This window comes from Bdellovibrio bacteriovorus (assembly GCF_001592735.1).
In the GTDB taxonomy this organism is placed as follows: domain Bacteria; phylum Bdellovibrionota; class Bdellovibrionia; order Bdellovibrionales; family Bdellovibrionaceae; genus Bdellovibrio; species Bdellovibrio bacteriovorus_D.
The window spans coordinates 913,500-931,494 of the sequence record NZ_LUKE01000001.1 but is presented as its reverse complement, the minus strand read 5'-3'; the positions used below and the strand labels follow the sequence as shown (position 1 = coordinate 931,494).

Genomic DNA, 17,995 nt, shown 5'->3' with positions numbered 1-17,995 from the left:
GGGGAGAGTGAATCAGAAAATCCCAGAGTTAGAGGCGACCGAATTAATAGTAGGTCGCCGAACTTTTTCCTCCGCTGAGATATCGTAATTATTTAAGGAGAATTTATGAAAAAGGTTTTGTTAGCCTCAGCATTGATGCTTTCAACCATCGTGGCAAAAGCCGATGTTAAGTTGCCAGGAACTTTCGTACCATCCTTGTGTTCAAAGCGTGCTGCAACATCGGCGGGTTCTGAGCTTTTAAACGTAGAGCAAGTCTGCCTAGGCACTCGCGTGCAGATGGAAGGCCAGTCCTTGGCGATCTATCTTAATGATGGTAGTGCTGAGGTTTATGATATCAGTGTGAAAGAACGTATCTTGCGCTTAGGTCCGAATACAGCCCCGTTTAAAGGAGAGAGCGTTGCTGAAGACGGCTCTTTAGTGAAAGGCCAAATCATCACGATCATGGGTATTCGCAAATCGGTTTCTATTAAGTTGCAGACGAATAGTAACTTAAAATTCCAAGGTGACTTGGAAGCTGTTTATGTCACTTTATAAGTTTTAATTCTGACGAGTGAAAAATCGTTCGTCGAATTCTTGAGGTCGCTTTTCGGGAGAACTGGAATCATGCTCTAAAGAAAGGCGGCCAAAATACAGCCGTTTTTCTTCTATCTTATAGATCCCGTATCTCATTTGCCCTTGCGGGGGAATTTGCAGTCCTACCCCTGGGCCAAAAATCTCGCAGAATTTTCCAGTTACATTTTCGGCTTTACCTACCTGCCAGGTGCTAATGCCACAAACTTGACGGTCATTATAGTCGTCGACGTAGTGGATATTATGCAGAGTGATGTTGATTTGACTGAATGCAAAATCAATTTTCCCACTTTTAGCTGCAAAGGCTCCTAAGCTTGTGAAGTCGAGCAATCTCTCCCCGCAAACCTTGTCCGCAAAATAGCTCTCTGTGAACGTCACAGACGTGCCTTTAAAGTCTTCGGTGCGAAGGGCTTGATTTAGGCAGGGCTGACGCCAAACGCCCTCTAGATGCGGATCTTGGGCCCATAAAAACTGACTCAAAAAGAGAATAATAAGCATGAAACTCACCTAACAGTTTCCTTTCGTGGGGCCAAGTTTTAGAATTTAACGCTACGTGTGATGGGCGGGTAAGAACGCGGCAGAAAGTAGGGTTTTGTGGACTTTTCGATAACTAAATGAGGACAGAGCTCAACGAAATGTCAGGATTTCCACTATCTTGCGTAGTTTTAAGGTTATGTAAGATTTTTTGCTTGCAAAAATTACATCAGTAGAACTTAATATGTCAGTTCCAAATTGGCACTTACGCTGGAGGGAACATGGGGGGCACGATGGCTATCTCTGAAAAACTCGTAACGGAATGCAGATCAAAGCTTTTGGCTTCGAAACAAGACATTCTGAACAGAGTAAAAGAAGCTCGTTCGAACTTGGATCAAAACGAGGAAAAGGGCGGCGATGAGGGTGATCAAACTGTACGCGTTCTGGCTGAACAAGAGTTCCTAAGCATGCACGAAAGACTTCGTTCGCAGCTCATGGAAATCGAAAGCGCCTTGGCTCGTATTGAAAATGGCTCTTTTGGCTTTTGCGAAGAGACCGAGGAAGAAATCGAACCAGAAAGACTGCGTGCGATTCCTTGGACGCGTTTAAGCATCGAAGGTGCTGAAATCCGCGAATCTATGAACAAACGCTACGCGCGCGGTTAGTTCATATTTAAATTGAAATATTCTCGAGGGGTAAAGGGATGTTGGTGAAATCGACATCCCTTTTTTTTAAGATTTTTAGGAGGTTTTATGAAATTACTAATTACGATGTTGGTCTTATTGGCGCCACTTTCTGTGTGGGCGACAAGTCCGGTTGTTGGCAAATGGAAAACCATTGATGATGAGACGGGTAAGCCTAAATCTATCGTGGAAATTACTCAAGTCGGGGATGAGTTCAAAGGCCACATCCTTGAGTTATTGAATCCCGAAAAACCAAATCCTGTCTGTGAAAAGTGCAAAGGGGATAAGAAAGACAAACCTATCGTCGGACTTGAAATCATGTGGAACATGAAAGAGACCGAAAAAGATTCAGAATGGTCTAAGGGCGAAATTCTAGATCCTAATAACGGAAAAACTTATAGCTGTCGTTTGCGTCTGAAAGATGATGGAAAAAAACTAGAGGTTCGCGGCTTTATTGGCTTTAGCCTTATCGGGCGCAGCCAAGTCTGGATCAAAGAGCCTTAATTCAAAAAAAGATGCTGGTTTAGGCCAGCATCTTTTTTCAGAAGTATTAAAAACCGACTCCCAGGAGCACATCTTAGATCAGGCTGTTAGGCCATATTGATTTCGAAAGGATCAAAGCGACGACTTGTTCCAGATACTTCTGATCAACGTGGTCAAATCGATTTAAAACCGGCGCATCGATATCTAAAACACCTAAAACTTTTCCGTCTTTGATCATTGGGATCACGATTTCAGATTTCGAAGCACTATCACACACAATATGCCCCGGAAATTGATCGACATCCGCCACAAGTTGCGTGGTTTGCGTTGCCGCCGCTGTTCCACAAACCCCTTTACCGAAGGCGATGCGTGTGCACGCCGGCAGGCCTTGAAAAGAACTTAATAACAATTCACCGTTATGATTGAGATAAAAACCCACCCAGTTAATTTGGGGCAAGTGCTGATTAAGAAGTGCGGAGATATTGGCAAGATTCACGAACCATTCGGGTTCAAGAACGCCAGTTACTTCTGACAGAAGTTCTTTATAGAATTTTTCTTTATTTGAATAATCGATAGCAATGCGTGTGCTTTCCATTGTACAGGGAATAGCACAAAATCTTAGAACTTGCGAATAAGTCCTACAACAATCCCACGGATTTCAACCTGTTCAGGTTCATACCACATGGATTTCATCGTTGAATTAGAAGGGCGAAGTTCCACAAGCTTCTGAGAAGAGCCACTGTCGGGCTTTGCGCGCACATAGATGCGTTTCACCGTGGCTTCGTTTTCCACAGTAGCCACAACGATATCCCCATTGCCGGCGGTGTTTTGTTTTTGAATAAGAATGATATCTTCATCAAAAATACCGTCTTCAATCATCGAATCACCTTGGACTTTGAGGGCAAAAGATTTTGCAGGATTGCGCACCATTGAAGGTGGGACATCGACAAACTCATCATGTTTAAGTGCTTCAATAGGGAGACCCGCAGCCACTTTCCCAAGAAGGGGAAGGGACAGGATCTCATCACGTGCCTGGAGGAGCTGTGAGCTTTGAGATCCTGTCTTCGTCGAGACTAATTTAGATTGGCGCTCCTGAAATGCCGAAGCAGAATGAAGCACCTGGATCGCTCGCTTTTGGCCCAAAGGATTTTCGATATAACCTTTGGCGGTCAATTGCTTCAAATAATTCTGAACAGAATTAAACGATGCCAGACCAAAGTGATCTTTAATTTCTTGATATGACGGAGAAACTCCTGAACTTAAGATGTGCTCCTCGATAAACTCGAGAACAGATTTTTCTTTAGGTGTCAGTGGTGGGAGGGGCGTTTTCTTTGTCATAACTTACATATGAACTTACAGTGTAAATTATATGTAAGTCAAGACGCTTTTTTAAATATTTTAAAAGGTCCAGATGCGCAACAGCAAATCCGCGCACCAAAGGCCTATCCTAACGGATAAAGCCCTCAATGCATTGGTTTAAAGCATTCGCAGAATAAGCGGAAAGCTGCATGCCCGCGGAATTCACCACGAACAAATCATCAGAACTCGCGATACGCTCAATCGCACAACCCACAGGAAGTTTATTTGCTCCCAACTCCATGCGTACTAAGCACATACGACTGCGAGCAGAACAACGCACCTCTTGAAAATGCACTTGTGAGGGATTGAGTTTATTCATAGCTACTAAAAGCTGATCTTGCTCTTCAGAAGAGATAAATGCGTGAGCCGGGCCCATAAATGCGAATGAAGAAATGAGAGCTGCGATTAGAAATTTCATTGAAGCCTCCTTGTTTTGAACGTCGCTTCTTAAGCAAGTTCTACCGAGGCCCTAAGGATAAGTAAAAGGCATAGAAAGAATTCGAATATTCACAAAAAGAATAACTCCGATCTCGTTGCCGACATCGGAGTCACTAAAGTTCTCATTAAAATTGAAAGGCTTAGCGGTTATTCCGCTTTCAAGCAGGCCTGTTTTTCGTCCTGGCAACCGGGCGTATACTGCACCGCTACAGGTTTAGCCTCAGACGCGATCTGGCGAATGCTGGCAGGGGGGCTGTTTTGAGCATGACTCACCGGAGTCATTGAGCAGTTTTGATAAAACAGTATCACGATGGGATTAATAACCAACATCGCTACAAAACTAAAACCACCTCTATTTACCATCGTATCCTCCGACCTTGAGTCTTAAAAATCACATAGTGACTTTACGGACGAAGGGCGGTTGGACTTTAGTCGATTTGTAACGATTCTCACCTTGGCGCATAAAATTCCTATTTTCTCATCTTGAGAGAATTCGCGCGGGAGTAGATAATAGAAGTAAATGGGGTCTATGAAAACACTATTAAATGTCCTGATGGTTTTGTCAGTTGCTTCGATTGCAAAGGCCGACTTTGTGAATCTTCAGCAAGACTGCATGAACGATCTAAAAAAATTCCCGGGAGCTTGGGACGACAAGCTCTTAAAGCAGGCCTGTGAAAAAGTGTCTGTCGACAGCCTTTGTGTCAGCGGAGAAGGTCGACCTATTTATCACTACAACAAAACTTCTTCTTTGCCCGGTGCTAAGAAGGTTCTGGTATTCAGTTTGATTCACGGAGATGAAACTCCGGCGGGTACCGTGGGCCGTTATTGGATGGAGCGTTTAGAAGGCATTGATCCACGCAACTCTTGGCGTGTGATTCCTGTTTTAAATCCGGATGGCGTGAAATATAAAACGCGTACCAACGCAAACAAGATTGATATCAATCGCAACTTCCCCACAAAAGATTGGGCCAGTGGAGCGATTGAAAATTGGAAGCGCACGACGAAATCAAATCCGCGTCGTTATCCCGGGGATATGGCTGCGAGTGAGCCGGAAACAAAATGTGCGCTTCATCACCTAGAGGATTTCAAACCAGACTTTATCGTGTCCGTGCATACGCCCTTAAAGGTTTTGGACTTTGATGGTCCGAAAGTTTCGCCGCCACCAAAATTCGATTATCTTCCGTGGAAGTCTTTAGGGAATTATCCGGGAAGCCTAGGTCGTTACATGTGGTTAGAAAGAAGTACGCCGGTGTTGACGATGGAATTAAAAGAAAATCTTCCACCGAACTTAACACCTTTTGAGCAGTTGCAAGACATCATTGGTTCGCTAGTGAAATTAGAAACGAACAAACAAAATGCGAAGGGCGAAGTGCAATCTCCTGCTCCTATGTTGCCGGTAGCTGCGGAACATTAAGAGATATCTGTATAGTTTAAATAAAAAAAGAGGAAGGCCAAAAACCTTCCTCTTTTTATTTTTTAAAACCGAAACGAATTAGTCGCGGTTGTCGATGCAGCGATAGCCAAGAACACAAGTGTTGTTGTCCGTCGTGCGCACCCAGTATGGAGATTCCATGTACTGACCATATGGAGGGCAGCTTTGCACAAGTCCGTAAATAGGTACGATATCGCCAGAACCTGTTGTGACATAGATGCGGCCATCGGCATTGTAGTCGGCGCGCGCTTCTTCGCATGTCATGTTAACGCTTCCTGCATGGGCCGCAACAGAGAACAAACCGATCGCAAGAACAGACAATAGTTTCATGAGACTCTCCTTTTTGAGTTATTGTGTTTTATACTTTTTGTTGTGATCGGTATCGTTGATCACAGGTCATTGAACAGCAAGTCAGTTTTGAAATATTACGATGAAAAAATTGGTGCGCCAGGTAAAGTGTTTGATGCTGCGACGCCTGGGGTGTCAACACGCATCGTAAAATGCTTCGACTTCCGTTCATAGGTCCGAGTCAATGCGAGAAGTTTATTGTCAGATGTCGACGGCCGTCACATTCTAGATCCCAGTCGTTTTTATAAAGGAGAAATTTGATGAAACGTCTCGCACTTCTTTCGCTTGTCGGAATCGCCCTTGCAGCATGCAGTTCAAAACCGACTCAAGCACCCGCGCCCGCCCATGGTCCTTTTCCCTCAACTATTTCGGAAGCTTTAAATAGCCATTTCCGTACTGCGGGAAATGAAAAACGCGATCAATATCGCCATCCCGCTGAGACTTTGGAATTTTTTGGCTTAAAGCCCGACATGACGGTGGTGGAAATTTCTCCGGGCGCTGGTTGGTATGCAGAAATTTTAGCTCCCTACTTAAGTACTCAAGGCAAATACATCGCGGCCGCAGTTCCAGTGAGTGTTTATGCGGGCGGACAAAAATTCTTGGATTGGACAAAGTCTCATCCAGAACTTGAAAGCAAAATAACGGTTGTTGATTTCGCTCCGCCAAAAATGGTGAGTATCGGCGAAGATAATTCAGCGGACATGGTTCTTACTTTCCGCAACGTTCATAATTGGACCTCATCAGGAGGCGAAAAAGAGGCCTTCAAAGCTTTTTTCAAAGTTTTGAAACCAGGTGGCGTGCTGGGTGTGGTTGAACATCGTGCCGGCAAAAACCAAAAACAGGACAAGAAATACAAATCTGGCTACGTCCCTGAAAAAGAAGTCATCCGCATGGCGGAAAAAGCGGGCTTTAAACTGGTGGCTAAATCTGAAATCAACGCCAACCCTAAAGACACAAAAAACTATCCTAAGGGTGTTTGGACTTTGCCGCCCTCATACGCGGAAGGCGACAAAAACCGCGAGCGCTATGCTGAGATTGGCGAAAGCGATCGCATGACTTTAAAATTTATGAAGCCTTAATAGCTAAATATTTTTTTAAGTTCGTTATCTACTTCGGGCGTGATCTTAACTTTAAGCGCGCCCAAGTTTTCTTGCAGCTGCTCAATTGAAGTAGCACCTAAAATCACACTGGTTAAGCCCGGTTGAGCTTGCAACCATGCTAAGGCCAACTGTCCACGAGTACACTCTAAAGCATCAGCCCATTTTTTCATGTCACGGACGCGTTGAAGATTTTTTTCCGTGTACAGGTTGTCTTTTAACGAATCCATCTTTGCCAATCGACCGCCGTGAATGCCGTCGTCATATTTCCCGGTAAGCAAGCCCGAGGCCAACGGTGACCAAGTAACGACTCCAAGACCCTTATCGATGGTTTTTCCTTGAACGGCGGACTCAAATTTTTCCCGAGCGATCAGGCTGTATTGCGGTTGTTCGACTTGAGGCTTGTAGTAACCGCCCTTGTCACAGATATCTAGAGCTTCTTGAATTTGATCGGCGGTCCACTCACTGGTGCCCCAGTAAAGAATTTTTCCGTGATGAATCAGGTCATCCATAATGCGCACGGTTTCTTCAACCGGAGTTTCTGGATCATAGCGGTGGCAAAAATAGATATCTAAATAGTCAGTGCCAATGCGTTGCAGACTTTTATTTACGGATTCCAAGATGTGTTTACGTGAAAGACCTTTATCGTTGATGTCGTCACTCATCGGCCAAAATACTTTGGAAGAAATAACAAGCTCATGTCGCGGCAATTCACGTAAAGCCGCTCCCATGATTTTTTCCGATTCGCCCTTGGCGTAAACATCAGCGATATCAAAAAAATTGATACCGTGGTCATAAGCGACATTCAGAATACTTTTTACGGATGTGTAGTCTTTAACGCTGCCCCCAAAAGTGGTCCAGCCTCCCAATGAAAAACTAGAAAGCTTCAGGCCACTGCGGCCTGCATTTCGATAAGGCATATTTGGATTAAACATAAAAAAAGGGCTCCTTTTCGGAGCCCAGTATCTTAATGAAGGACGGGGGGTTGCAAGTAATGATTGATCTCAATCAATCTATCTTGGTTACTCACGACGGAATCTTGAATTGTGATCAGCTCTTTCAAAAGATTGTCTTTTGCCAGTTTGATCGCTTCAAAGATATCTTCATGCACGCCTTCCGCTTCAACCTTGGCGCCGGCCTCGGTCAAAACGATACCAATGCGGTACAGTTTGCGAAGTTCTTTGAGGTCAAAATCACGGCCTTCTGTTTCATACTGAATCGCTAATTTTTTAGGATCCCGAGCGACCACAGCCACGATTGTCTGCGGCGTCACAAAGGCTTCAAATTCAGCGATTTGCTGGTAAATGAAAGACTTAACCTCTGGGTTTTGTTCAATATCTTCAATGGTGGGATTTAGAAGAGTCGACATCGGCATCCTCCTTTTCCTCTTAATCTATTCTAACAATGGGTCCCTTTTTTGTCTGGTCAAGTTCAAGGAACCTTAAAAAATATTTTGAAATCGAATAGGTTTGCATTAGAATCCCGCACCAGGACTAATGTCATGTATCAGGGTGAGATGAAACAAAGTAAAAACGAGATAAAGTTAGATTCATCATGGAAAGCTCACTTGGCGGAAGAGTTTTCGACCGAGCGTATGACTCAATTGCGTTCTTTCTTAAAAGCGGAGTATGCAGCAGGGAAAACCATTTATCCCCGAGGCGATGAATACTTCGCCGCGATGAACTTAACGCCCTTTGATAAAGTGAAAGTTGTCATCGTGGGTCAAGATCCCTATCACGGACCAGGGCAAGCGCATGGACTTTGTTTTTCGGTGCGCGATGGGGTTCGCTTTCCACCTTCGCTGCAAAATATTTTTAAAGAACTGCACAGTGATGTGGGAGTTCCCATTCCGAAAAGTGGTTCACTGATGAAGTGGGCTGAGCAAGGGGTGCTTTTGTTGAATGCTGTTTTGACGGTGGAAGATGGCAAAGCCGCCGCCCATCAGAAAAAGGGCTGGGAAGAGTTCACTGATAAAATCATCCATGTTTTAAACGAAGAAAAAGAAAACTTGGTTTTTATTTTGTGGGGATCTTACGCGCAAAAAAAAGCCGCGTTTGTGGATCGTAAAAAACATTTGGTGATTGAAGGCGTGCATCCCTCACCGTTATCAGCGCATCGTGGTTTTTTTGGCGCGAAACCCTTTTCAAAAACGAATGCTTACTTAAAATCCAAAGGTATTGCTCCGATTAACTGGGATTTGACCGGGCACTAGCTGTCTCAAATCGAGACAATCGAAATGGACTTAAGATTGCATTATCTAAAGCACATGAAAGCAATTCATGCGCTCAAGTCTTATTTAGTGTTTTCCTCTGTCATATCTGTGGTCACCATGGTGTCAATCTCCGCCTCTGCATATGGAACGCATTGTCAGAATATCTTTCACGCCTCTCAGGGATTAATTAAAGATGCTGCCGACGTGGGTTTAACGGCACAGGTTGTGACCGCATTTCGCTTTGACAGCCGCCCTCCACAAGTTATTAAATCCGAAGGCTTTATCGGAAATAAAGAGAAATTCAGTGGTTCTATTTTAGCTCATTCAAAACCGAACTCGAGCGGGACTTCGAACTACGTCTCATTCACCTCGGACCCAAACAATCGCCAGATTTTTAACGGTGGTTTTATCCCCGTTCACGAGATGCGTAATCAGTTTCCCGGTGAAGCTTCCAGGCAGAGGTATCTAGAAAGATTCAATCCTGAATATCAAGCGAAGTTAGAGAAACGTAGAGACGAACTGAGAAAAGAAGAATCTGAAAATGAAGATGTTTTGGGATATGGTGTGGATGAAAAGAGCCTTCCACCTGAACAGGCAGCTTACGCGACAAAATTTAAGAGCGAGTATAAAATGGTGCTTATGACTTTAAGGAGCATCGAAGGAGGTCCTCGTGACCCCATCGTATTTGTGACCTATGAATATCGGGCTAAAGATGTCTTAGGAGTGAATACCGAAAAAATTGGAATCACTCAGGAAAAAGAAATTGTCACAGAACCGGTGCCGGCAAAAAATATTGATGCCGTACGGGAAGTCTATGTTATTTTTTGGGGCGATGCCATTGGAGATGTTGCAAATCTGCAAAAATGGAAAGAGAGCTTTTCTGTAGAAAGGATCTATCGCCACTTGGTGGGCGTTGATAAAGACAGAATGGAAATCGAGTTCGGCGATTGGAAGCCACTTTAGACCTTAAGACTTTGCATTAGCGAAGAAAAAGTTTCATCGCCAATAGTTAAATCTAATTGTCCTTGTTGGACTAAAAGGTTCCAGCGGTTGTTTTTTTCTAATCTGCCAGCCACTTGATCTAAAAACTTATTATCAAACGCAAAGATTTCTAATTCTGAAGCCCGGTGTACGTCATTGGTGCGAATTTCATTTAATAAAACTTCCGGATTTTTATATGTGTAGATGCGAACTGTTTTTGCGGTCTTTGAAGCCTTATGCAGCTTCCGGGCCGAAGGATTGCCGATCTCAATCCAAGTTTCAATTTCGCCGCGTAAATTCAGAATTCTTAATGCCGGGGCCTCCGGATCCCCTAAGCCCCCTGGTGAAAACTCGATGCCCTCGTGGTGGGAAAGGACATAGGCCAGAGCTCGGCTTAAAAGGTAAGGGGCGGCTTCTGAAGGGTGCAAAGCCGCACGGAAATCCAAGGTTTCATAAATATTGCGATCGATGTCTGAAAGATCGATTTGAAATCGGTAAAGCATGGGGCCACTTTAGTGAAGAAACCCCTGATTTGCACCAAGTAATATTTTTAGAAACTACAAAAATATTAAGGCTTTATGAAATTTTGGTGGGCGCCGGGCGCGGGTGAGCTTACAGTGGGTTTCCAGTCATTTTCTAAGGAATATTTATGAGTACGTTTGCTGATTTTGGTCTATTGCCCTCCCTATTAAAATCTTTGAAAGATCAAAAAATCACGAAACCCACGGAAGTCCAAAAAAACACCATTCCGATGATGATGTCCCAACAATCTGTGGTTGGTATTGCCGAAACGGGGAGCGGTAAAACTTTGGCTTATGCCTTACCCATTCTGCATGCGCTTAAAGAGATGGAAGAAAAAAGTGCGCCGGTGTCTTTTGAATCCATGCCCCGTGCCATCGTGATGGTGCCGACGCGAGAGTTGGGGGAGCAGGTGGCGAAAGTTTTTAAAACCCTGACTCATGATACTCGGTTGCGTGTACGTATGGCTTTGGGGGGGATGCAAATGGAGCAAGCTCGTCGCAACACCTCGGGCGAATTCGAAATTCTTTTGGCAACCCCGGGTCGCTTGACCCAAATGATGGATTTAGACTTCATCAATCTCACTGATGTGCGCTTTTTAGTCTTTGATGAAGCCGACCAAATGATGGATCACGGGTTTTTACCGGACACAAATAAGATCTATCATGATTGCCCGAAAGATGTTCAATTGGCGCTATTTTCGGCGACGATCTCTCCGTCCGTGCAAGAGCTGATTCACACTCTTTTTTCTAATGCAGAAATCTTTAAAAGTGCGGGCAGCGGGAAGGTGGTTAAAACTTTGATCACCCAAAACCGCATCGTAAAAGATGGCCTTCGCTGGCCGTTGTTAGAAAAAATTTTAAATGAGCCTAACAGCGGGCGGACAATTCTATTTACGAACACTCGCGAGCAATGTGATAAGCTTGCTAAGGAATTATCTGACAAAGGTCACCCGGTTGTGATCTATCGTGGCGAGATGGAAAAAAATGAACGTCGCACAAACTTAAAAAAATTCACGGATGGTTCAGTAAAGTTGATGGTGGCAACAGATCTTGCGGGTCGTGGACTAGATATCCCGAGTGTGGATCGCGTGATCAACTATCATTTGCCAAAACAGCTTGATAATTACTTGCATCGCGCGGGTCGTACTGCACGGGCCGGTCGCAGCGGCCTTGTCATCAACCTAGTTACGGAACGTGATGAGGCATTGATCGCGCAAGTTGAGAGACGAAAACTACCTGAGGTTCGGGACTCATCTAAATTCAACTCTCGTGTTCAGCCAAATAATCCTTCAAAAAAGGCAGCTCCTGCCGGAAAATCCAAAGGGAAGCCAACTGGAAAAACGGTCAGTAAGTTTGCTGAAAAACCAGCAGCTAAAGGCAAGTTTGCCGACAAAGCAAGTAAATCAAACAATAAACCGAAGGCTTCGAATTCCGGTAAAGGCCCAGAAAAGCGTGGGAAGCGTTTCTAAAGCATCTTTGATGGACTAAGGTCTAGAGCTCTAGACGTTTCCCTCAGTGTAGATAAGATAGAAGGATCAAAGGAGCTCTCATGAAGATGGTATTGTTTCTGATTTGCGCTTTGTTTTCATTTGTCGGCGTCAATCATGCGCAGGCAGGTCTTGCGGTTAAAAACCGCCAGGTGGCATCGCAAGGTAAATCGACGTTCACCGATACAATCAAAAAAATTCGCGATGACGATGAAGGCACGGTCATTCTCTTTAACGCCAATGCGGGTTCTTATTATTTACGACGAGACGTGGCAGACTTTGATGCCATGAAGAAAAAACTGAACGATGCTTTTAAGGCCAACAAGCCTGTCAGCGTCACATTTGATTCTACTCAACTCAATATTCTTGAAGTTAAATAACGGCACATAGTAAACTGGTCTCCTTCAACTTAAACGGAGATCAGTATGAAATTTATCATTCTTGCCGCTTTTGCCTTCACTTGTGGCTTGGCCTACGCAACGACTTCCCAAGAAGTCACCACTAAAACTAAAGAAGCAGCTGCCGCCGCCGCTGATTACACCAAAGAACAAAAAGAACAATTCCAAAAAGACATGGAAGCAAAGCTTGCGGATATCAAAAAAGAAATCAGTGAGCTGAGCGCCAAAGCCGCAAAGAAAACGGGCGAAACAAAAAATGAAATGCGCTCTCAGGTAAAAGCCCTTGAAACTCGCCAAGAAGTTTTGAAAAGAGATTTAGCAAAATTAAAAAAGAGTTCTGGCAATGCCTGGGTTGAAATGAAAGCCGGCGTTAGTAAAGCTTGGGATAATTTGACAGAGTCCTACGACAAAGCGAAAGCTGAGTTCAAAGAATCTAACTAATGAAAAAAAATCAGCTGCTGTTCATTCAGGATTTCCCAAAACCTCAAGACCTGGGTGAAGAGCGGGTTTTAATTTATGACCAAGTGCTGATCAAAAAGTCTTTGTCTTTTAAAAAGTGGCAAAGCCAGTTTGATAAAAAATACGCCGTCACCGCTGGTGAATCTTTAAAAGCGGTGGAGCATTTTCCAAAGCACATTTCTAAAATCATCGACCTTTGTCAAAACACTTCCAGTCGCAAACTAACCTTGGTGGTCGTCGGCGGTGGAAGTGTGGGGGACTTTGGGGGCTTTGTTGCAAGCATTTTAAAGCGCGGTGTGGGCTTAATGCATATCCCCAGCACCTGGCTTTCAGCTTTAGATTCTGCCCATGGTGGTAAGACGGCCTTAAACGTCGGTAAAGCTAAAAACCAAATCGGAACTTTCTATCCCGCAGGCAAAACAATCCTAGTAAAATCACTTTTGATGTCACAGCCTGAATCCCGGGCATTCGAAGGTTTCGGTGAGCTTTTAAAGATCGCTTGGCTTCAAGGTGGTACTTTATGGAAAGATCTTTCGTCTGAAAAAGAAGTCGATGGAAACATGCTGTGGCGCTATTTGCCAAGGGCTATTGATGGCAAACTTAAGATCGTGGCTCAGGATCCTGAAGAAAAAAGCGGACTTCGTCATATTCTTAACTTTGGGCATACCGTTGGTCACATCTTAGAATCTTATCACCAGCTTCCACACGGGATTGCTATTAATTACGGCATGGACTTCGCTTTAAAGTGGAGTTTGGAGCGAAAGATTATGAGCCCGGCGGAGTTTGAAAAAATTCAATCCACCGCGATTGCGGTTTATCTTTTGTCGCCGGTTCGTGATGAGTTGTTTTCAGCAAAAGCTCCCGTGTTAAAGGATTTCCGTCAGCTTTTGTTAAGCGATAAAAAGAAAACAAGCTCCACGAAGGTGCGCTTTGTATTTTTAAAGTCTCCGGGGAAACCTGTTATTCAAGAAGTCAGCGTGGATGATATCCTTGTCGAAATCTGCCGTCAGTTTGAAGAGGATACATATGAATAAGTTTTACTTTCAAGGCGACATTCCGGGGTCTAAATCTATTTTCAATCGCGCCTTGATTGTTAAAAGCTTTTTTCCGGTATTAGATCTGCATGGTTTTTCAAACTGTGATGATGTCCGTCACATGCGTGAGGGTTTAAAGATCTTCCGCGATCGCAATCGCATTGATTGTGGAGAAGGCGGCACCACGTTTCGTTTTATGGCTTTGCGAGTATCTCGCCAAAAAGGGGTCCACACGTTAGAAGCCACCGCGCGCCTTATGCAAAGACCTAAAGGCGGATTGCTGGCTCTGTTAAAACAGTTAGGTGTCCAAGCCAAAGTGAAGGGCAATGAGCTTTTTATTATGGGCGAAGGCTGGAAGCGCCCTCGCAATCCTATTTTTGTCGATACTTCGGAATCTAGCCAATACGCTTCGGCCTTGGTGCTCAACGCCTGGCTTTTGGATTTTGATTTAGAGTTTGAACTGACCGGTGATAAAGTTTCTGAATCCTATTTTGAACTGACGTTAGAGATGGTCAAAGAAATGGGAATGAGAATTAAAAAAACCGAGCGTGGTTATTTGATTCCTTCAGGTCAACGCATCAGTAAATTGGAATGGACGGTTGAGCCTGATTTAAGTTCTGGTTTTACCATGGCGGCAGCCGGGGCCCTAGCCGGCGAAGTCACTATTAATAACTTTCCAGAAAAAAGCTCTCAGCCGGATTTGGTCTTTTTAGATGTCTTTAAAAAGATGAATATTGATTTTACTTTGGCGGGTCATATCTTAACGGTGAAACAAACCCCGTCGATGAAGTCTGTCGATGTTGATTTGTTTCAATCTCCCGATTTATTTCCGGTACTGGCCGTGGTTTGTTCCTGGGCGCACGGGGTTTCTAAACTGCATGGGGCGCCTCATTTGGCGCTAAAAGAATCGAATCGCATTCAGCGTGTGGCGGATTTGTTTAAACTGTTGGATGTTCAGCATGAAGTTCTTCCGGATGGAATGATCATTCATGGGAATCCTCAGCAAAAATTAAAAAAGAACATCCGTTTTAACCCTGATCAAGATCATCGCATGGTGATGGCCGCAGCTTTAATGAAGCTAAAGGGGCACGACATTCATGTTGAAGACCCGCATGTTATTAATAAAAGCTTCCCTGAATTCTGGGGGATGATCGGGCTGACGCCATGAAGCGAGTGATCGTCGGTCATCGCGGCACCGGTAAGACCGAGCTTTTACGTCGTTTACGTCTTTATGCTCGTGATGAAGAATCCACGTTCATTGATCTTGATGCGGAAATCGAAAAAAAAATAGGCAAAGGCATTCGTGAATTGTTTTTAGAACACGGCGAAGCTTATTTCCGCGAAATGGAGCGGCAGGTATTTTTAGAGATGCTGCAGCAGCCTTTTAAGAATATCACCATTGTTTTGGGTGCGGGCTTTGATTTAAGTGTAGTTCCAGAAACAGTGAATGTGTTGTGGGTGAAGCGTCGCACGGATCGTGACGGTCGGATTTTTTTGAATCGTCCGCGTTTAGAGCCAGATCTTTCCCCGTTAGAGGAATTCTACAAGCGCGCCCAAGTGCGTGAAAAGAATTATCGCGAACACGCTGATGAAGTTTACTTGATGGCCGAAGGGGTTTTTGAAAATCATCATCACGCGATGGAAATCGAAAAGAAAATTCTTTTGCATCAATTGCAAGATATCCGCGGATCAATGACGATTTTGCCCGAGATGTTTAAGACTTCTCAACGTTGGCAGGGGTTTGTGGAACGCTTTAAAAATCGCGGCATGGCTTTTTTTGAATTGCGCGATGATTTATTAACCCCGGAACAAATCACCCAAGCGTTAGTGGATTTGCCTTCAGAAAAATTTATCTTTTCTTTGCGTCGCCGTCCCTATGATGAAGCGTACTTCACGGGCGAGTTTTTTAGATCTTGCATTCAAAAAGCCACTTGGGTTGATTGGGCCTGGGAACTTGGAACGCCGGAAGAAGTTTTGTCGCATGTGCCTAGTGATAAGCTGATTCTGTCTTTGCATAATAGCGAACATTTCGAAGCGGCCTCCGCTTACGAAAACAAGGCCGGACATTTTAAATTTGCGCCGGAAGTTTTGGATTTTAAAACTTTGATGCGTTTTTACCGTTGGCAAAATGCGCAAGGCGCACGTCGCAGCTTTCTTCCTCGATCTGAATCCGGTCGCTGGGCCTGGTATCGGCTTTTACAAAAAGAAAAACAGCTGATTAATTTTATTAAAGAAGACGACGGCAGTGCTCCTGATCAACCTTCTTTGTGGGCATGGATGATGACTCCCGCAAAGCCTGTAAATTTCGCAGCGGTTTTGGGTGATCCTGTTTATCACAGCTTTACCCCTTTAGAGCATTCTGACTTTTTTTATAAAAAGAATATGCCGGTCCTGGCCGTACAGATTCAGCGAAATGAATGGGGTGAGGCGTTTCGTGAATTGCAAGCATGGGGACTGACTCATGCCGCGGTGACCGCCCCTCATAAAGAAAATGCGGGTAAAGTTTTAGGCGTGGAACACTCGGCAGTAAACACCTTGCTTTGGAATAAAAAGACAAAACAGTGGACCGGCACATCGACGGACGAACAAGGATTTTTAGAATTGATAGAAGGTATTGGCATGATTGCGCCTCTTCAGCACGAAATCTTCGTGTGGGGAGGTGGCGGAACTTTGAGCATGTTAAAGAAAACCTTACCCCATGCCAGTTATTTTTCTTCCCGCACAGGAACACCGCGTGAGGGTTCCGAAGAAGCCTTGAACCTAAGCCCAAAGATTGTTATCTGGGCAGCACCACGAGGACCAGAGACAATCATGCCACCTAAATCCTGGAATCCGGCGATGGTGTATGACTTGAATTATAAAGAAGATTCTTTAGGGCGGGAATACGCCCAAGGGTGCGGGGCGAATTATCAATCCGGTTTAGTAATGTTCACCACTCAAGCTCAAGGCCAAAGACTTTTTTGGCGTAACGGAGAGGAACAACCATGAGTGCCAATCAATTTGGTTCAAGATTTGTGATCACAAGCTTTGGTGAAAGCCATGGCGCGGCCCTGGGTGTAGTGGTTGATGGTTGTCCTGCGGGAGTGAATTTTGATCAGGCCCTATTAACAACGCAGATGGAGCGCCGTCGTCCCGGCCAACACGGAAGCGGACAAATTGTCTCGGGCCGCAATGAAGGTGATCAGGTTGAAGTGCTTAGTGGCGTTTTTGAAGGCAAAACCTTAGGCACCCCGATCGCGATGATCGTGCGTAATCAAGACGCGAGATCGGGTGATTATTCCCAAATTAAAAATTCGGCGCGCACTGGCCACGCCGATGATGTCTGGAAAAATAAATTTGGGCACAGCGATCATCGAGGCGGCGGCCGATCTTCGGGACGCGAAACGGTATCGCGCGTGATGGCGGGATCGGTGGCACAGATGTATATGCAGCATGCAAGTCCTAAAACTCGTGTGATTGGTTATGCAGCCCAAATTGGGCCCCTCACTTTGTCGGACGCGGAAAAGGCCCAAGTTGCAAAAACAAATATCGATGCCTGTCAGGCTCGTTTCCCTGCAAAAAATCAAAATGAAGTTTCAGAGCTTCTAAAAAAAGCCCAAGAAAATGGCGAAAGCTATGGGGGGATTGCGGAAATTCTGATTGAAAATCCTCCGGCCCATCTGGGGCAACCTGTATTTCATAAATTGAAATCAGATCTGGCGATGGCATTCTTAAGCGTGGGAGCCGCCAATGGTTTTGAATTAGGCGCAGGCTTTGAAGCCACGGAAACGCCGGGCACGGCGTTTCACACACCAGAAAGCCAAGTCTATGGCGGTATTCGCGGTGGGGTTTCTACGGGTGAAAATATTCTTTTACGAGTTTCCTTTAAGCCCACAAGTTCTATCTTAGACGTGGCAAAAAAAGGCCGACATGATCCGTGCATCGTGACCCGCGCCATTCCGGTGCTGGAAGCCATGACATGGCTGGTGTTGGCAGACCATCTTCTTTGGTCTAAAACAGATAAATATTAAATCGACCCA

23 protein-coding genes are annotated in these 17,995 nt (G+C 44.7%); 14 read left to right on the top strand and 9 right to left on the bottom strand.

Annotated elements, in window-relative coordinates:
* The first annotated feature begins 105 nt into the window (after window positions 1-105).
* The gene (locus tag AZI86_RS04465; RefSeq protein WP_061833881.1) at window positions 106-534 is read left to right on the top strand and encodes a hypothetical protein; all 429 of its coding nucleotides are present in this window, start codon (window positions 106-108) and stop codon (window positions 532-534) included.
* A gap of 3 nt (window positions 535-537) precedes the next feature.
* Here AZI86_RS04465 and AZI86_RS04460 read toward each other — a convergent pair whose 3' ends face one another.
* Window positions 538-1,068 carry a hypothetical protein gene (locus tag AZI86_RS04460; RefSeq protein ID WP_061833880.1) on the bottom strand — a complete coding sequence of 177 codons (531 nt, stop codon included), beginning with the start codon at window positions 1,066-1,068 and terminating at the stop codon, window positions 538-540.
* A 269-nt stretch (window positions 1,069-1,337) separates the two neighbouring features.
* Here AZI86_RS04460 and AZI86_RS04455 point away from each other — a divergent pair, with 269 nt between their 5' ends.
* On the top strand, window positions 1,338-1,709 hold the full coding sequence (locus AZI86_RS04455) for a TraR/DksA family transcriptional regulator (RefSeq protein WP_061835053.1): 372 nt from the start codon (window positions 1,338-1,340) through the stop codon (window positions 1,707-1,709).
* Between the two features lie 87 nt (window positions 1,710-1,796).
* A complete protein-coding gene (locus AZI86_RS04450; RefSeq protein WP_061833879.1) occupies window positions 1,797-2,231 on the top strand; it encodes a DUF2147 domain-containing protein in 435 nt (144 codons plus the stop codon).
* Between the two features lie 73 nt (window positions 2,232-2,304).
* Here AZI86_RS04450 and AZI86_RS04445 read toward each other — a convergent pair whose 3' ends face one another.
* The 4 genes from AZI86_RS04445 to AZI86_RS04430 form a co-directional block, all read right to left on the bottom strand.
* The gene (locus tag AZI86_RS04445; RefSeq protein WP_061833878.1) at window positions 2,305-2,805 is read right to left on the bottom strand and encodes a GAF domain-containing protein; all 501 of its coding nucleotides are present in this window, start codon (window positions 2,803-2,805) and stop codon (window positions 2,305-2,307) included.
* A 23-nt stretch (window positions 2,806-2,828) separates the two neighbouring features.
* Window positions 2,829-3,548: a transcriptional repressor LexA gene (gene lexA, locus AZI86_RS04440; RefSeq protein ID WP_061833877.1), complete on the bottom strand. Its 720-nt coding sequence runs from the start codon at window positions 3,546-3,548 to the stop codon at window positions 2,829-2,831.
* Between the two features lie 109 nt (window positions 3,549-3,657).
* The gene (locus AZI86_RS04435; protein ID WP_061833876.1) at window positions 3,658-3,987 is read right to left on the bottom strand and encodes a hypothetical protein; all 330 of its coding nucleotides are present in this window, start codon (window positions 3,985-3,987) and stop codon (window positions 3,658-3,660) included.
* Window positions 3,988-4,154: 167 nt separating this feature from the next.
* Window positions 4,155-4,370, bottom strand: coding sequence for a hypothetical protein (locus AZI86_RS04430; protein ID WP_061833875.1), 216 nt, complete (start codon window positions 4,368-4,370; stop codon window positions 4,155-4,157).
* Between the two features lie 166 nt (window positions 4,371-4,536).
* Here AZI86_RS04430 and AZI86_RS04425 point away from each other — a divergent pair, with 166 nt between their 5' ends.
* Window positions 4,537-5,421, top strand: coding sequence for a M14 family zinc carboxypeptidase (locus AZI86_RS04425; protein WP_061833874.1), 885 nt, complete (start codon window positions 4,537-4,539; stop codon window positions 5,419-5,421).
* 78 nt (window positions 5,422-5,499) lie between these two features.
* On the opposite strand, the gene AZI86_RS04420 is transcribed toward AZI86_RS04425, so the two are convergent.
* Window positions 5,500-5,769, bottom strand: a complete 270-nt coding sequence (locus AZI86_RS04420) for a hypothetical protein (protein ID WP_061833873.1) — start codon at window positions 5,767-5,769, stop codon at window positions 5,500-5,502.
* A gap of 278 nt (window positions 5,770-6,047) precedes the next feature.
* Between AZI86_RS04420 and AZI86_RS04415 the strand changes: the two genes are divergently transcribed.
* Window positions 6,048-6,866: a class I SAM-dependent methyltransferase gene (locus AZI86_RS04415; protein WP_061833872.1), complete on the top strand. Its 819-nt coding sequence runs from the start codon at window positions 6,048-6,050 to the stop codon at window positions 6,864-6,866.
* Here AZI86_RS04415 and AZI86_RS04410 read toward each other — a convergent pair.
* Together AZI86_RS04410 and AZI86_RS04405 are read right to left on the bottom strand one after the other, a co-directional pair.
* On the bottom strand, window positions 6,863-7,819 hold the full coding sequence (locus tag AZI86_RS04410) for an aldo/keto reductase family protein (RefSeq protein WP_061833871.1): 957 nt from the start codon (window positions 7,817-7,819) through the stop codon (window positions 6,863-6,865). The genes AZI86_RS04415 and AZI86_RS04410 overlap by 4 nt on opposite strands.
* 32 nt (window positions 7,820-7,851) lie before the next feature.
* Entirely contained in the window at window positions 7,852-8,253 is a 402-nt protein-coding gene (locus AZI86_RS04405; RefSeq protein ID WP_061833870.1) for a hypothetical protein, read from the bottom strand.
* A 147-nt stretch (window positions 8,254-8,400) separates the two neighbouring features.
* Here AZI86_RS04405 and ung point away from each other — a divergent pair, with 147 nt between their 5' ends.
* Together ung and AZI86_RS04395 are read left to right on the top strand one after the other, a co-directional pair.
* Entirely contained in the window at window positions 8,401-9,096 is a 696-nt protein-coding gene (gene ung, locus AZI86_RS04400; RefSeq protein WP_081111854.1) for a uracil-DNA glycosylase, read from the top strand.
* A 54-nt stretch (window positions 9,097-9,150) separates the two neighbouring features.
* On the top strand, window positions 9,151-10,059 hold the full coding sequence (locus AZI86_RS04395; protein ID WP_157684625.1) for a hypothetical protein: 909 nt from the start codon (window positions 9,151-9,153) through the stop codon (window positions 10,057-10,059).
* Here AZI86_RS04395 and AZI86_RS04390 read toward each other — a convergent pair.
* Window positions 10,056-10,580 carry a YaeQ family protein gene (locus tag AZI86_RS04390; RefSeq protein ID WP_061833867.1) on the bottom strand — a complete coding sequence of 175 codons (525 nt, stop codon included), beginning with the start codon at window positions 10,578-10,580 and terminating at the stop codon, window positions 10,056-10,058. The genes AZI86_RS04395 and AZI86_RS04390 overlap by 4 nt on opposite strands.
* Before the next feature lie 146 nt (window positions 10,581-10,726).
* Between AZI86_RS04390 and AZI86_RS04385 the strand changes: the two genes are divergently transcribed.
* The 7 genes from AZI86_RS04385 to aroC all read left to right on the top strand — a co-directional run bounded on the left by AZI86_RS04385 (window position 10,727) and on the right by aroC (window position 17,986).
* The gene (locus AZI86_RS04385) at window positions 10,727-12,067 is read left to right on the top strand and encodes a DEAD/DEAH box helicase (RefSeq protein ID WP_061833866.1); all 1,341 of its coding nucleotides are present in this window, start codon (window positions 10,727-10,729) and stop codon (window positions 12,065-12,067) included.
* 80 nt (window positions 12,068-12,147) lie between these two features.
* Window positions 12,148-12,465, top strand: a complete 318-nt coding sequence (locus tag AZI86_RS04380) for a hypothetical protein (RefSeq protein ID WP_061833865.1) — start codon at window positions 12,148-12,150, stop codon at window positions 12,463-12,465.
* Window positions 12,466-12,510: 45 nt separating this feature from the next.
* Window positions 12,511-12,924: a hypothetical protein gene (locus AZI86_RS04375; protein ID WP_061833864.1), complete on the top strand. Its 414-nt coding sequence runs from the start codon at window positions 12,511-12,513 to the stop codon at window positions 12,922-12,924.
* Complete coding sequence (locus AZI86_RS04370; protein ID WP_061833863.1) at window positions 12,924-13,976, top strand: 3-dehydroquinate synthase family protein; 1,053 nt, start codon at window positions 12,924-12,926, stop codon at window positions 13,974-13,976. Before AZI86_RS04375 ends, AZI86_RS04370 begins: the two co-directional genes overlap by 1 nt.
* Window positions 13,969-15,144 (top strand): 3-phosphoshikimate 1-carboxyvinyltransferase, encoded by a 1,176-nt coding sequence (locus AZI86_RS04365; protein WP_061833862.1) that lies wholly within the window; start codon window positions 13,969-13,971, stop codon window positions 15,142-15,144. Before AZI86_RS04370 ends, AZI86_RS04365 begins: the two co-directional genes overlap by 8 nt.
* Entirely contained in the window at window positions 15,141-16,964 is a 1,824-nt protein-coding gene (locus AZI86_RS04360; RefSeq protein WP_061833861.1) for a shikimate kinase, read from the top strand. Before AZI86_RS04365 ends, AZI86_RS04360 begins: the two co-directional genes overlap by 4 nt.
* Window positions 16,961-17,986, top strand: a complete 1,026-nt coding sequence (gene aroC / locus AZI86_RS04355; protein WP_061833860.1) for a chorismate synthase — start codon at window positions 16,961-16,963, stop codon at window positions 17,984-17,986. Before AZI86_RS04360 ends, aroC begins: the two co-directional genes overlap by 4 nt.
* The last annotated feature ends 9 nt before the right edge of the window (window positions 17,987-17,995 follow it).